At 62.8% G+C, this 13,796-nt stretch carries 17 protein-coding genes; 9 read left to right on the forward strand and 8 right to left on the reverse strand.

Annotated elements, in window-relative coordinates:
• Positions 1-13: 13 nt before the first annotated feature.
• Positions 14-703 carry a phosphate regulon transcriptional regulator PhoB gene (gene phoB, locus FJW04_RS05010; protein ID WP_010911896.1) on the forward strand — a complete coding sequence of 230 codons (690 nt, stop codon included), beginning with the start codon at positions 14-16 and terminating at the stop codon, positions 701-703.
• A 2-nt stretch (positions 704-705) separates the two neighbouring features.
• On the opposite strand, the gene FJW04_RS05015 is transcribed toward phoB, so the two are convergent.
• Positions 706-1,941: an ROK family protein gene (locus tag FJW04_RS05015; protein ID WP_140662981.1), complete on the reverse strand. Its 1,236-nt coding sequence runs from the start codon at positions 1,939-1,941 to the stop codon at positions 706-708.
• A gap of 265 nt (positions 1,942-2,206) precedes the next feature.
• Between FJW04_RS05015 and xylF the strand changes: the two genes are divergently transcribed.
• The 4 genes from xylF (at position 2,207) to FJW04_RS05035 (ending at position 7,434) form a co-directional block, all read left to right on the forward strand.
• The gene (gene xylF / locus FJW04_RS05020; protein ID WP_015315389.1) at positions 2,207-3,247 is read left to right on the forward strand and encodes a D-xylose ABC transporter substrate-binding protein; all 1,041 of its coding nucleotides are present in this window, start codon (positions 2,207-2,209) and stop codon (positions 3,245-3,247) included.
• Positions 3,248-3,483: 236 nt separating this feature from the next.
• Positions 3,484-4,836, forward strand: a complete 1,353-nt coding sequence (locus FJW04_RS05025) for a sugar ABC transporter permease (protein ID WP_015315390.1) — start codon at positions 3,484-3,486, stop codon at positions 4,834-4,836.
• Between the two features lie 10 nt (positions 4,837-4,846).
• The gene (locus FJW04_RS05030; RefSeq protein ID WP_015315391.1) at positions 4,847-5,671 is read left to right on the forward strand and encodes an ATP-binding cassette domain-containing protein; all 825 of its coding nucleotides are present in this window, start codon (positions 4,847-4,849) and stop codon (positions 5,669-5,671) included.
• A 140-nt stretch (positions 5,672-5,811) separates the two neighbouring features.
• Positions 5,812-7,434 carry a CHASE domain-containing protein gene (locus FJW04_RS05035; RefSeq protein ID WP_140662975.1) on the forward strand — a complete coding sequence of 541 codons (1,623 nt, stop codon included), beginning with the start codon at positions 5,812-5,814 and terminating at the stop codon, positions 7,432-7,434.
• Between the two features lie 91 nt (positions 7,435-7,525).
• Here the strand turns inward: FJW04_RS05035 and FJW04_RS05040 are convergent, their stop codons facing one another.
• The 6 genes from FJW04_RS05040 to FJW04_RS05060 form a co-directional block, all read right to left on the reverse strand.
• Positions 7,526-7,771: a YMGG-like glycine zipper-containing protein gene (locus FJW04_RS05040; protein WP_015315393.1), complete on the reverse strand. Its 246-nt coding sequence runs from the start codon at positions 7,769-7,771 to the stop codon at positions 7,526-7,528.
• A gap of 82 nt (positions 7,772-7,853) precedes the next feature.
• A complete protein-coding gene (locus tag FJW04_RS05045) occupies positions 7,854-8,180 on the reverse strand; it encodes a hypothetical protein (protein WP_015315394.1) in 327 nt (108 codons plus the stop codon).
• A gap of 164 nt (positions 8,181-8,344) precedes the next feature.
• Positions 8,345-8,521, reverse strand: coding sequence for a hypothetical protein (locus tag FJW04_RS29880; protein ID WP_015315395.1), 177 nt, complete (start codon positions 8,519-8,521; stop codon positions 8,345-8,347).
• A 133-nt stretch (positions 8,522-8,654) separates the two neighbouring features.
• Entirely contained in the window at positions 8,655-9,689 is a 1,035-nt protein-coding gene (locus tag FJW04_RS05050) for a sensor histidine kinase (protein ID WP_140712711.1), read from the reverse strand.
• A gap of 187 nt (positions 9,690-9,876) precedes the next feature.
• Positions 9,877-10,041, reverse strand: a complete 165-nt coding sequence (locus FJW04_RS05055) for a DUF1328 domain-containing protein (protein ID WP_010911886.1) — start codon at positions 10,039-10,041, stop codon at positions 9,877-9,879.
• Between the two features lie 206 nt (positions 10,042-10,247).
• On the reverse strand, positions 10,248-11,042 hold the full coding sequence (locus FJW04_RS05060) for a response regulator (protein WP_015315397.1): 795 nt from the start codon (positions 11,040-11,042) through the stop codon (positions 10,248-10,250).
• A gap of 217 nt (positions 11,043-11,259) precedes the next feature.
• Between FJW04_RS05060 and FJW04_RS05065 the strand changes: the two genes are divergently transcribed.
• Complete coding sequence (locus tag FJW04_RS05065; protein WP_140616734.1) at positions 11,260-11,463, forward strand: NepR family anti-sigma factor; 204 nt, start codon at positions 11,260-11,262, stop codon at positions 11,461-11,463.
• 3 nt (positions 11,464-11,466) lie between these two features.
• Positions 11,467-12,018 carry an RNA polymerase sigma factor gene (locus FJW04_RS05070; protein WP_010911883.1) on the forward strand — a complete coding sequence of 184 codons (552 nt, stop codon included), beginning with the start codon at positions 11,467-11,469 and terminating at the stop codon, positions 12,016-12,018.
• A gap of 45 nt (positions 12,019-12,063) precedes the next feature.
• Here FJW04_RS05070 and FJW04_RS05075 read toward each other — a convergent pair whose 3' ends face one another.
• Entirely contained in the window at positions 12,064-12,444 is a 381-nt protein-coding gene (locus FJW04_RS05075; RefSeq protein WP_167331110.1) for a response regulator, read from the reverse strand.
• A 140-nt stretch (positions 12,445-12,584) separates the two neighbouring features.
• Between FJW04_RS05075 and FJW04_RS05080 the strand changes: the two genes are divergently transcribed.
• Both FJW04_RS05080 and FJW04_RS05085 read left to right on the forward strand, forming a co-directional pair.
• Positions 12,585-13,346 (forward strand): Crp/Fnr family transcriptional regulator, encoded by a 762-nt coding sequence (locus FJW04_RS05080; protein ID WP_140712713.1) that lies wholly within the window; start codon positions 12,585-12,587, stop codon positions 13,344-13,346.
• Between the two features lie 121 nt (positions 13,347-13,467).
• On the forward strand, positions 13,468-13,794 hold the full coding sequence (locus FJW04_RS05085; protein WP_015315401.1) for a DUF883 family protein: 327 nt from the start codon (positions 13,468-13,470) through the stop codon (positions 13,792-13,794).
• The last annotated feature ends 2 nt before the right edge of the window (positions 13,795-13,796 follow it).

The raw sequence follows: 13,796 nt of genomic DNA on the forward strand, positions 1-13,796 counted from the left end.
GGATGATCGATCGATGATCGCGCCACGCATCATGGTGGTGGAGGACGAGGAGCCGCTGGGCGTGCTCCTCCGCTACAACCTGGAGTCCGAGGGTTACCAGGTCGAGGTGGTGACACGCGGCGACGAAGCCGAGATACGCCTCCAGGAAAACGTGCCCGACCTGCTGGTGCTCGACTGGATGGTGCCGGCGGTTTCCGGCATCGAACTCTGTCGGCGCCTGCGCATGCGGCCCGAGACGGAGCGATTGCCGATCATCATGCTGACGGCGCGCGGCGAGGAGAGCGATCGCGTGCGCGGCCTCTCGACCGGCGCCGACGACTATCTGGTCAAGCCGTTCTCGACGCCGGAATTCATGGCCCGGGTCAAGGCGCTGCTGCGCCGCGCCAAACCGGAAGTGCTGTCCAGCGTGCTCAAGGTCGGCGACATCGTGCTCGACCGCGAATCGCACCGGGTCTATCGCAAGAAGAGCGAGATCCGGCTCGGACCGACCGAGTTCAGGCTGCTCGAATTCATGATGCGCCATCCCGGCCGCGTGTTCTCGCGCAGCCAGTTGCTCGACAATGTCTGGGGCGAGACGATCTACATCGACGAGCGCACCGTGGATGTGCATGTCGGCCGCCTGCGCAAGGCGGTCAACAATGGCCGCATGCCCGATGTGATACGCACCATCCGTGGCGCGGGCTACGCAATCCGCGAGGATTGAGATCAGGCCACGTTCTTGCCGGATCTCACCTGCACGCCCGGCGCGAAGATCTCCTGGTCGACGAAGGTGAGCGCGCGCATGGCGCAGCCCTCGCGGATCAGCGGCAATTCGTTCGGCTCTGTATCGAAGGAAATCGACGTCGAATGCTGGCCGCCGGCGGTCTGGGCGATGGCCTCACGCAAGGCCGGCTCGATCAGATCGAAGGCGGCGGCGCTGACGCCGACCATCGCAACCGGCGCCGGATCGATCAGCGCGAACAAGCTGCCAAGGCCATAGCCCAGCGCCTCGCCGGCCTTGCGATAGGCCTCGCGCTCCGGTCCGTCTCTTTCGCGCGCCGTGGCCGCCAATGCGCGCATGTCGGCGTCGCTGACGTCGACCGGTTTGGCGTCCTCACCCATCTGTCCTGCATTACGCCAGATGGCATAGTTGCCGGCATAGGCCTCGACGCAGCCGCGCCGCCCGCAGCGGCAGAGCGCGCCGCCGGGGCGATGGATCATGTGGCCGAACTCGCCGCCCGAGGAATGGGTGCCGGTGAACAGCTCGCCCTTCAGCACCAGGCCCATGCCGATGCCGTGCGAGAGCAGGATGGCGATGAAGTCGTCGCGGTAGCGCTCGGGGTCGCGCCAGCGCAGCGCCACAGCCATCATGTTGCAGTCGTTCTCCATGGTGGCGGGGATGCCGAATTCGGCTTCGAGTATATCGGCGAAGGCAATGTCCGTCTGCGGCGTGATCGGCGACCACAGCATGGCGCGCGCCTCGGTGTCGGTGATGCCCTGGATCGCCAGCGCGATGCGGGCAATGCTGGCGACATCGAGGTCGGGATCCTCGAGGCGGCGCCGGACGATGGCCACGCATTCGCCGATCAGCGCCTCGCGCGACATGGTCAGCGTGTCCAGCCGGCGCTGCTCCTCCGATATCACCTGGCCGGCGTAGTCGATGACGGCGACGGAGAGGAAATTCAGCGACAGCACCACGGTCATGACCGCCGCGGCCTCGGGGTTGAGACAAAGGCCCACCTGCGGCCGGCCGCGTTTCAGTGAGCCGGCCTCGTTCGGCTTGCCTTCGCTCAGGATACCTTCGCCGATCAGGTCGGCTGATATCGCCGATATGGTCGAGTGGCTCAGGGCGGTGGTGGCGGCGATCTCAGTGCGCGAGGGCTGGCCACCCCGGCGCACGGCTCCAATCACCATTGCGCGGTTGCGCCGGCGCAGATCGTCGTGGCGGATTCCGACCGACATGATTTCCCTCCCCGTCGCCGCGGTTCTTGACGCCCCCTCGAACACCTCCGGCAACGGGTCGAATACTGGCAGAAGCGGCTGGGGCTGTCATTTATTTATTGCGGGGCTCGAAAAAAGGCTTCCGGCACCTCAAAATCCGTCAGAATCGATGTTGACAGTGTTCCGGCGATGGACCAGTGTTTTTTCGAGGCTCGAAAAAATTAGGGCCTTTGTGCCGGCCTTAGGGCCAGTTTGGTCGCGCCACACGCGGCGCAGGGAGGATATCATGAAGAGATTCACAGTCGCCATTCTGGCGGGTGTCGCCATGTCGCTGACGCTGGCGTCGGTCGCGCAGGCGAAGGGCAAGGTTATCGGCGTGTCGTGGTCCAACTTCCAGGAGGAGCGCTGGAAGACCGACGAGGCCGCCATGAAGAAGGCGATCGAGGCCGCGGGCGACAAGTACATTTCCGCCGATGCGCAGTCCAATCCTGGCAAGCAGCTGACCGATGTCGAGAGCCTGATTTCGCAGGGTGCCAATTCGCTGATCATCCTGGCGCAGGACGCGTCGGCCATCGGCCCGGCGGTACAGAAGGCGCTCGACGAGGGCATTCCGGTCGTCGGCTATGACCGCCTGATCGAGAACAAGGACGTCTTCTACCTGACCTTCGACAACAAGGAAGTTGGCCGCATGCAGGCCCGCGAAGTGTTCAAGGTGAAGCCTGAGGGCAATTACGTCTTCATCAAGGGCTCCGGCGCCGATCCGAATGCCGACTTCCTGTTCTCGGGCTCGATGGAAGTGCTGAAGGCGGCCATAGACAGCGGCAAGATCAAGAATGTCGGCGAAGCCTATACGGACGGCTGGCTGCCCGCCAACGCCCAGAAGAACATGGAACAGTTCCTCACCGCCAACGACAACAAGGTCGACGCCGTGGTCGCCGCCAATGACGGCACCGCCGGCGGCGTCGTCGCGGCGCTGACGGCGCAGGGGCTCGCCGGCACCGTGCCGGTCTCCGGCCAGGACGGCGACCACGCCGCGCTCAACCGCATCGCGCTCGGCACCCAGACCGTGTCGGTGTGGAAGGACGCGCGCGAACTCGGCAAGAACGCCGCCGAGATCGCCTCGCAACTCGCCGACGGCAAGAAGATGACCGACATCGCCGGCGTGAAGGACTTCACGACGCCTGGCGGCAACACCGTCAAGTCGCTGTTCCTGACCCCGGTGGCCATCACCAAGGACAATCTCAACCTCGTCATCGACGCCGGCTGGATCAAGAAGGACGAAGTCTGCACGGGCGTTGCCGCGGGCAGCGTCGCGGCCTGCAACTGAGCTTGATCGCCTGAAAAGTCGGAAACGCCGCGGCGTGGAACGGTCAGTGTTCTGAACACTGGCCGTTCCAATTTCCTTGTCTTCGCAATTCCGGACAAAAACCCTTACGCACTTTTCCTGGAATTGCTTCCAAGCCGCGGCGTTTTCCCGACAAGATTTGTGTTTCCGCCGCTGGCGGCTAACTTCTGGGCTCTGGTCCGGCTCCGCGTCAGACGGCAAGCCGCTGGGAGGACATCATGACCGACACGACCTCAACCTCGCAGGCCGATACGGCGCGTGCGTCGGAACTCGGCGCGGTCGCGCGTTTCCTGAAGGCGACCGAGATCGATACCCGCATGCTCGGCATGATCGGCGCGCTGCTGCTGATCTGGGTCGCGCTGCATGTGATTTCGAGCCTGCGTCTTGGTGTCAATCCGCTCGATTTCGACAGCCGCACGTTCCTCACGCCACGCAATCTGTGGAACCTGTCGGTGCAGACGTCCGCGGTCGCCATCATGGCCTGCGGCATGGTGCTGGTCATCGTCATGCGCAACATCGACCTGTCCGTCGGTTCCGCCGAGGGCTTGATCGGCATGGTCATGGGCTTTGCGCAGGTACATTTCCTGGTTCGGTTCGTAGGACTTGAACTCGGCAACCCATGGATCTGGGTCCTGGCACTGGTCATCGGTCTGGCGCTCGGGCTTTTGATCGGCGCCTTCCAGGGCTTCGTCATCGCCTATCTCGAAGTGCCGGCCTTCATCGTCACGCTGGGTGGCCTGCTGGTCTGGCGCGGCGCCGCCTGGTGGGTCACGTCAGGCCAGACGGTGGCACCGCTCGACGCCACGTTCCAGCTTATGGGCGGCGGACCGGCCGGATCGATCGGCGCCACCTGGAGCTGGGTCGTCGGCATCGTCGCCTGCCTGGCCGTCGTGTTCGCGCTGTTCAACGGGCGGGTCCAGCGCAAGCGCTTCCGCTTCCCCCTGCGGCCGATCTGGGCCGAGACGCTGCTCGGCGTCGTCACCTGCGCCGTCATCATGGGCGCGGTCTGGCTAGCCAACTCCTATCCATGGCCGATCGGGATCGTGAACCGGTACGCGGCCGCCAACAACATCACCGTGCCGGAGGGCGGGCTGTTCATCGCCCACGGCATCGCCATACCGGTGCTGATGGCGGTCGCCGTCGGTCTGGTCATGACCTTCATCACCAACCGCACCCGTTTCGGCCGTTATGTCTTTGCTATCGGCGGCAATCCGGAAGCGGCCAATCTCGCCGGCATCAACACGCGCTGGATCACCATGAAGGTGTTCATGATCATGGGCGTGCTGGCCACGATCGCCGCCGCCATTTCGTCGGCCCGGCAGAACTCGTCCACCAATGTGCTGGGAACATTGGATGAGCTGCTGGTCATTGCCGCGGCCGTCATCGGCGGCACCTCGCTTGCCGGCGGCTCGGGAACCATCATCGGCGCCATGCTCGGTGCATTGCTGATGCAGTCGCTGCAGTCGGGCATGGTGCTGCTCGGTGTCGATTCGCCGTTGCAGAGCATCGTCGTCGGCGCCGTGCTGGTCATCGCCGTCTGGCTCGACACCGTCTATCGCAAGCGGGTTTAGGGATACGACCATGGCTGACAAAACCGCTCCCGTAAGGGCCCTCACAACTGCGCCCACTGGCACGCCGCTGGTCGACATGCGCAACATCTCGATCGCCTTCGGCGGCATCCGCGCCGTCGACGACGCCTCGATCGATCTTTTCCCCGGCGAGGTCGTGGCACTGCTCGGCCACAACGGCGCCGGCAAGTCGACGCTGATCAAGATCCTGTCCGGCGCCTACAAACGCGATGCGGGCCAGATCTTCGTCAATGGCGAGGAGGCAGCGATTTCCAACCCGCGCGACGCCAAGAAATACGGTATCGAGACGATCTACCAGACGCTGGCGCTGGCCGACAATGTCGATGCCGCCGCCAACCTGTTCCTCGGCCGCGAACTGATGACCGCCTGGGGCACGCTCGACGACGTCGCCATGGAGGCCGAGGCGCGCAAGGTGATGGGGCGGCTCAATCCCCGCTTCCAGCGCTTCAAGGAGCCGGTGATCAAGCTATCGGGCGGTCAGCGGCAATCGGTGGCGATCGCCCGCGCGATCCTGTTCAATGCCCGCATCCTGATCATGGACGAGCCGACGGCGGCACTTGGGCCCCAGGAAACCGCCCAGGTCGGCGAGTTGGTCAGGCAGCTCAAATCCGATGGCATCGGCATCTTCCTGATCAGCCACGACATCCACGACGTGTTCGAGCTGGCCGACCGTGTCTGCGTGATGAAGAATGGCCAGGTGGTCGGTACCGCCCGCACGACTGACGTCACGCAGGACGAGGTGCTTGGGATGATCATCCTGGGCAAATGTCCTCCAGGTGCCATACCGGGGCCGGGCGCGCTGAAGATCGCCGCCTGAGGCCGGTCAGGCCGCTTCGGGCACGCCCCGTTGCCGGTCACGTGATATGCCAGTGATCACGATGGTGTGGCCTGACCATTGTGTTGGCCCGGCGACTTGCCCATAAAAGGTCCTGTTTTGCTCATGGACCGCATCATCCGTTGAAGAAGCTTTTTCCAATCGTCGCGTTCATTGCCGTTGCACTGATCAGCATGACCATGGCGGGGTTCGCTTATTTCGCGACGCAGGAAGCCGCCCGCATCAAGTTCGAAGGGGCGGCCGATGACGCCCTCAACCGGATCGAGAGCCGCATCGACCTGCACCTGTCGCTGCTGCGCTCGACACAGGCCCTGTTCGACGCACGCAACGGCGATATTTCCCAGAACGAGTTCAAGGCATTCTTCAAGGCGCTGGATGTCGACAACAATTTCGCCGGCCTGCGAGGCATCGGCTTCCTGCGGCTGGTCAGGACGGGCGACGAGGCAGCGGTGGAACGCGACACCCTCCACGATTTCGGCGCCAGTCATCCGGTCTATCCGGATACGACGCAGGCCTGGCGCACGCCGATCGCGCTTTTCGAGCCGCTCGATCCGTCCAACCAGACCATCATCGGCTACGACATGTTCAGCGAGCCGGTGCGGCGTGCGGCGATCGAAAAAGCCATGGCCGACGACCAGCAGCATGCGAGCGGGCTGGTGCAACTCGGCCAGGGCACGGGCGTGGCGCAGACTTTCACGGGCTTCCTGGTCTATGTGCGGCTCAATGTGGAAACCGCACCGGAGGTCATCAACGCATCGCGGTCCTCGACCGCCGGCTTTCTCTATGCGGCCTTTCGGGCCCGGGACCTGTTCCAGATCGCGCTCAGCCGTGCGCCGCTGCTGCCGGTCAACACCGAGATCTATGATGGAGCGGTGAACGGCGACAACCTGTTGTTCCGCTCGGAGACGCCACCGGCCTCATCCCTGGGAGACCGGCTGCTGGTCACCCGCAAGATGACCGTGGCGGGACGCCCTTGGACGGTATTGTTCAGGCCAACCAGCGCCTTCTCGCAACCCTCTTCGCGCGCCATCCCCGTGATGCTGGGGCTGTTCGGCCTGCTCCTGGCAGGCGCCATCGCGCTGGTGGCGCGCTATCAGGAGCGAGCCTATGACGCAGTGTCGGCCTTGCACGAGACGACGGAAAAAAGCCTGCTCGAAAAGGACCTGATGCTGCAGGAGATGAAGCATCGCATCAAGAACTCCATCACCAGGGTGCTGGCGATCGCGCGGCAGACGGCTTCGCGGGCAACCGACGTCAATGAGTTTTCCGCTTCCTTCTCGGCCAGGCTGCAGGCGATGGCCGCCTCGCAGGACATGTTGACGCGCTCGCGCTGGCAGAAAGCCGACCTTGCCGATCTGCTGCGCATCGAGCTTGGCCAGGTGTTCGGCAAGGAACTGCCGGACGGGCTCCTGTCAGGCCCGGAGGTGCTGCTCGATGAAACAACGACGCAGGCGCTTGGGCTGACCTTTCATGAACTCGCCACCAACGCGCTGAAATACGGCGAAGCCGGCAATTTCGTTGGCGCTCTCAAGGTGAACTGGTCGCTGGAAGGGCGGGGGCGCGAGCGGACGCTGGCGCTGAACTGGCGGGAGGCGGGGAAGAAGAGGGTAGAGGCGCCATCGCGGACGGGATTCGGCACCAAGCTGATCGATCTCAATGTCACGCGCGAGCTGCGCGGCACGATCAGACGCGATTTTCAGGCCGATGGCCTCAAGGTGGAAATCAAAATTCCACTGGCCGGCTGAAACCCACCCGTCAGCGGCCCTAGCGGCCGACTCCCAGCCACGAAAATCCGGAGGCCCCTGGGCCTCCGGATTTTGACTTGTTATCGCTGAATCAGTTGCAGCGGGCCGTGTAGATCCGGCCGCGATGGTCGCGATACTGGCAGTAGCCGTTGCGCAGGTTGCGAACCAGCAGGCCGGAGCCGGCACCGACGGCCGCGCCGATCAGGGCACCCTTGCCGCCGCCGACCAACCCACCCACGCCCGCGCCGATCAAGCCGCCGCCGACGACGTCCTGCTCGGTCGAGGTACAGCCGCTGACGGCAACCACCGCAACCATGGCAATAAGTATTTTCCGCATAGAGTCACTCCTCACTTGTGTCCACACTTTGGTAAGCTCCAACCGCCATTTAGCACGAAACGACGGCCTTTGCTGCTGCAATTTATTGTTGGCTAAGGTCGTCTTTTTCTGGGCGGTTCGTGTTCGATGCCATGACGACGTTGGATACGGCCAACGAAGCGTCAAGACTACCATCTGGCCGCACCTTCCAGACAATCTGATCGTAGTCGTCCTCCAGGGCGGGATCGACCGCGAGGCATTTGGCGACGACATGCTGCGCCTGCCCCTGCACGTCGCCCATCGCGAAGGGGCGCTCAGCGGTGCATTCGTCAGCAGTCGCAAAAACACTGACAGGGACCTGCAATTCCCGACATTCGGCCATCGTGTTCGAGCAACCGATCACCAGCAGCAACGCGGCTATGTGTTCCATGACAGATGTTCCTCTGGCCGCATTAACGGCCGGCATCGTCAAAAAGTTCCTGTCATTCCAACAGCGTTACGCGAATAGTTCGGAGAAAACCGCGGCTCCTCACGCCGCGGCGTTGGCCTGCCCGGCGACTTCAATTGGCGCGACGGAGAGGAGAGCAGATTTAGTCAGGTCAACTGCCAGAAAATGGCCAGCACCATGATCGCGGCCGCGGCAAGAACGATCCCCTTCATCAACCCCCTACCTGCTTCAGGGAGTGCCTCCATGGAGGGTTCGGATTCCAGAAATTCGCCCATCGAAATACGGGCGGCTTGTTCCAATCTGTTCATGTCGGCAATCGTCAAGACATTCCTCCCGTACCGTGCTTCGAGCCTGCCAACAATCTCCGAAGGCGGGGCAGGTTCCGACGGTATCTGGGAAAAACAGCATCCGCGCTTATGGTGAACAGCCGGTTAAGGATTGTTGTTTGCCAGGCTCTCACTGCGTCTCGAAATTGCTGTGCGGCACGACAAGGCGATATTCGAGGTGGCCCTCGCCGATATCCAGGTTCGCGGTTCCGTTCAGGGATGCCGGCACCACCCGCTCCAACGCGACGCTGCCGAATCGCCGTTGACCGCCACCACCGCGATTGACTTCTATCGTTTCGGCCCATGTCAGCGACAGCGCAACCTCCCCCGTGGCAGCAGCGTCGAGTTGGGCGGTGACCTCGACGAAGCCATCCGGCCGGGACAGGGCGCCGTAGCTCAACGAGTTGACGGCAAGTTCATGCATCGCCAGCCCGATATGCAGTGCGGCGTTGGGATTGAGGTAAGGATTGGCGCCACGAAAACGGAGGCTGTGCGACGGGTTCGCGCCATAGCGGCCGACCTGGCCCGCCACCAGTTCATGAAGGGCTGCCCCTCGCCAATTGGAGGATGTCACCAGATCCTGGGAGGAGGCCAGCGACTGCAGCCGGCCGCGGAAGCGCGTCAGGAAATCGCCGATGCCGTCGGAATAGCGACCGGTCTGGGTCGCGATGCTCTGGATGATCGCCAGGAGGTTCTTCGAGCGATGGCTGACTTCCCGCAGCAGCGTCGTCAACGTCTGTTCACGCCGCTTTTGCTCGGTCGTCTCGACCATGGTGGTGACGACGCCCTGTACATCGCCATCGTCGCCTCGGTCCGCGTCGACCCAAATCTGAAACCAGCGAACGCCATTCTCGACCGGGACACTGATTTCAAGGCGCTGGGGATTGCCGGTCGCGATCACATCGCGCTTGGCGGCGCCGATGCGGTCGGTCTGCGCCGTCGGCAAAATGCCGTTGCCATCGACATCGTCGGAGGCCCACGGGGCGCGCATGTTGCGGGCCCACACGGTCTTCATCTCGCGATCCTGATAGAGGACGGAAATGCCGGCATTGTGGAGCGCGTGGAGAAGAGCCCGGCCAAGCTGCATGCCGCTCTCCGCGGGATGCAAGGCGATCACTTCATCGCCCCGTGCGCCTTCCTCTCTATCTGAAGTCCTCGAGCGCATCGGTCAACCTGTCCACCCCAACTCAGACTGAACCGCTCACCTGCCACATCGGTTCCAAATGAATCGGGATAACCACCCTTCCTAAAGCGGTCCGCCGGACGGCGTCCAGTAAAGGACGCCGCCCGGCGGTGGCTGGAAACCGTTTGAGGGGTGCGGCTTCCAGTGTTCCTCTATTCAGTCGCCAGGCTCACGCCCGTCTGAAAAGGCCGGCCAAAAGCGAAATGACCAGGAATGCGAGGAAGATGAAGAACAATATCTGCGCGATACCGGCGGATGTGCCGGCGATGCCGCCGAAACCAAGCGCGCCGGCAATAATCGCCACGACGAGAAATACGAGCGCCCAGTAAAGCATGGTTCATCTCCTTCCAATGATACGGTGAAAACGTGGGTAAATGCGGTTTGTTCCACCATTCGCCGAAAAAGCCGATGCTTGCAAACCGTTCCAGGCAGCGCGGGCTGGAAATTCGCTGGCGGCCGATCCGGCTTGTCAAGAAGGCCACCGAATGCGTCGCAGCCAGTGGCCTTTTATGTCCTTGTCCGGCTCGCGGAGGCCGCGATTTATGCAGCGGCCTTGGCCTGCCGGTCGAAGAAGAGCGCCTGGCTGATCAGCGCCTTCACCATGTCGGGATTGAACGGCTTGGTCACGAGGAAAGCAGGCTCCGGACGCTCTCCGGTCAGCAGACGCTCGGGAAAAGCGGTGATGAAGATTACCGGCACCGATGTCGACGAGAGGATTTCGTTCACCGCCTCGATGCCCGAGCTGCCGTCGGCGAGCTGGATGTCGGCCAGCACCATCTTCGGTCGGGTCTTGCCGAACATCGTCACCGCTTCGGCATGGGTGCGCGCCGTGCCCACCACCCGATGGCCGAGGCTCTCGACCATCTCCTCTATATCCATGGCAATGAGCGGCTCATCCTCGATGATCAGCACGTCGGTCGCCACCTGACGGGAAATCTCGTTGCTTGCCTGGGCAAGCAGCTCGGAGAACTGCTGGTCGCCGACATCGAGGATCTCGGCCGCCTCGTCCTCGCTGAAACCTTCGACGGCAACCAGCAGGAAGGCCTGGCGGGGAAGCGGCGCGATCGCATTGAGATTGGCGGCCGCGCGCTGTTCCCAGCCCGCCTGTGTCTGCTCTTGCGGAACGCGGATGGCAACCGATGTGAAGAGCTTGGCGAAAACCTTGTATAGTGCGATCCGGTCACTCGACGCCTCGGGGAAGATGTCGACATCGGCAATGATCGCCTCAAGCATCGCGGCGACCAGCGCGTCGCCGCTCTCCTGCGATCCCGAGACGGCACGCGAAAAGCGCCGCAGGAACGGCAGATGCGGAGCGATGGTGGCGGACAAGCTCATAATAGACGTCTCCCTCAGATGACGCGTTGAACGGATTCCAGGCTATGCCGATTGCAAGCCCCGTGGGAAACAACGCCGCTTTTCTGAAAAAGTTCCGCCGATATGGAACGAATCACCGGCAATGGCGTTTTAGTGCCGGGATGGGCAACCAGACGAGGGTGCCGCTTGCCTTGTGTTGTGTTGTGAGCGGCTTGAGTTCTGGGAAATAAAGGGCGAAATGAAGGACATGACCAAAGATATTCTGGCTGGCGTCACGGGCAGGCGCCGGAACGGCGACGGCGATCCGTTAGGGCCGAATTCCGAAATCGGACGCAAACTCAAACAATATTACGACGAGCTGGTCTCCGACAATGTGCCGGATCGCTTCGCCCAGTTGCTCAGCCAACTGGAACAGGCCGAACCCGCACAGAAGAAGGACTAGGACATGGCAGCGGTCTCCCAAGGCTTCAAGACCGATCTGCTTGGGGCAATCCCGAGCTTGCGGGCCTTTGCCGTGTCGCTGACGCAGAATGCCGACAAGGCCGATGACCTCGTTCAGGAGACGTTGGTCAAGGCCTGGGATAAACATGAAAGCTTCCAGCCCGGCACCAACCTCAAGGCATGGCTTTTCACGATCCTGCGCAATGAATTCTATTCGCAAATGCGCAAGCGCGGCCGCGAGGTGCAGGACAGCGACGGCATCATGACGGCCCGGCTTGCAGTGCACCCGGCCCAGCACGGCCAGCTCGACCTCAAGGATTTTCGGGGTGCACTCGAGCAATTGCCGGAGGACCAGCGCGAAGCCATCATCCTGATCGGTGCATCGGGCTTCTCCTACGAGGAGGCCGCCGAAATCTGCGGTTGCGCGGTCGGTACGATCAAAAGCCGCGTCAGCAGGGCCCGCACGCGCCTGCAGGAAATCCTGAAAATCTCAGGTGAGGACGAGTATGGCCCCGACGCGATCTCGGCTCAGGTCACGGGGACGGCCGCGCATTGAAATGCGGGGCCGCATAACGGCGATTCGGACGTTGTCGCGTCAGTCTCAGCCAGGGGAGCCGCGACCATAGGCCAGCGCCACGGCCTCGACGAGGTCTTCGCCCGAATAGGGCTTGGTGACCAGCCTCACCCCCGGGAAGGACGCCTTGATCTCATCCGCATCCGAATAACCGGACGCAAACACGAACGGGACGCCGGTCTCACGAAGGCCCGCGGCAAATTCGAGCGTCGAGGCGCCACCCAGCATCAGGTCGACAATGGCCGCGTCGAAATCCTTCGCGACCTTCCGGCCATCGACTTCGGCCAAATCGCGGGCAACCACCACCTCGCCTGCACCGTGGTCACGGCAGAGTTGCTCGACATCCATGGCGATGAGGAATTCATCCTCCAGGACAAGAATGCGCAATCCATCAAGTAATTGGGGCACAGGCAATTGCTCCTTGAAACGCCGGGAGTCATGATCGTAATTTGGTGTGTTGTCATTTAAAAAAGACATCCGCCGACAGGCCGATCTCGGCAACGCGCAAAAACAGACCTGCTCACGGCAGGCATTCGCAAGGGGTCGAAATGCCGAGCCAGACCGGGCGCTCTTCCTCAAGCCGTCAATACCCCTGCGAGCAACGCCCGTTGCGGGCCCTGCCGGTGTTCCGGGAGTTCGAGAAGCCGGAGCTTGCCTTCATCAGCAAGTTCAAGAAGGGAGAACTCGCGGTCGACAAGGGTGCCACGGTCCTCGTGGAAGGAAGCCACAGCGCGCATCTCTACACGGTGCTGTCCGGCTGGGCGTTCCGCTACAAGCTGCTGCAGGACGGCCGCCGGCAGATCCTCAATTACCTCATGCCCGGCGATCTCATCGGTCTGCAAGGCAGCGTCATGGGGGAAATGCAGCATTCCGTCGAGGCGCTGTCGCCAATGCTGCTTTGCGTGTTCGAACGCGACAATCTGCTCGAGATCTACCGCAACCATCCGGGCCTCGCCTACGACATCACCTGGATCGCTTCGCGTGAAGAGCGGATGCTGGACGAGAACCTGCTCAGTGTCGGCCGCCGCAGCGCAATCGAACGCGCCGCCTATCTTGTCGCCTTCATCGCCAGCCGCGCCAAGGTCGTGGGCCTGAACGGCACGCAGTCCATCCAGATACCGATCACGCAGCAGCACATCGCCGATACGCTTGGCCTGTCGTTGGTTCACACCAACAAGACGATCCGCAAGCTGATGGACCGTCAGCTGATCGTCTGGCGCGACGGCGGTTGCGGCGTCGTCAATATTGAAGGTCTGAAACAGCTCGCCGGCTGGGAGGGGCTGGCCGAGGGCCGCCGGCCGCTGATCTGACCGACACCTTGCCGGGGCGGATCGGGTGCGCGTGACGGGGGTTTTCGGGTAGTTTGTCCCGACATCGGAACCTTGAGACGCAAGGCGCGTTTGAAATCGAGCAATCACAAGGAGTTAAGCAATGGCCACCGTCGCAGGGAAGACAGCCAACGAAGCGCGGACGAATCCGGATCTGGAAGCCGACATCAGGCAGTTGAAGGCCGATATCGACAAGCTCACCAAGCAATTGGCCAAGACCGGTGAACACGGCTACGGCACTGCGCGGCGCGCGGCGGCCGAAGGCGTCGAACAGTTGCGCGCCCAAGGGGAGGCCGCCTTCGACAGCTTGCGCGGTAATGCCAGGGATATCGAGGCGCAGATGGTGGCAAGCGTACGCGAAAAGCCGGTGACGTCGCTGGCTATCGCCGCCGGCGTCGGCTTCCTGTTCGCGCTGCTCACGCGTCGTTAGTT

The sequence above is a fragment of the Mesorhizobium sp. B2-7-3 genome (genome assembly GCF_006440715.1).
Taxonomy (GTDB): Bacteria; Pseudomonadota; Alphaproteobacteria; order Rhizobiales; family Rhizobiaceae; genus Mesorhizobium; species Mesorhizobium australicum.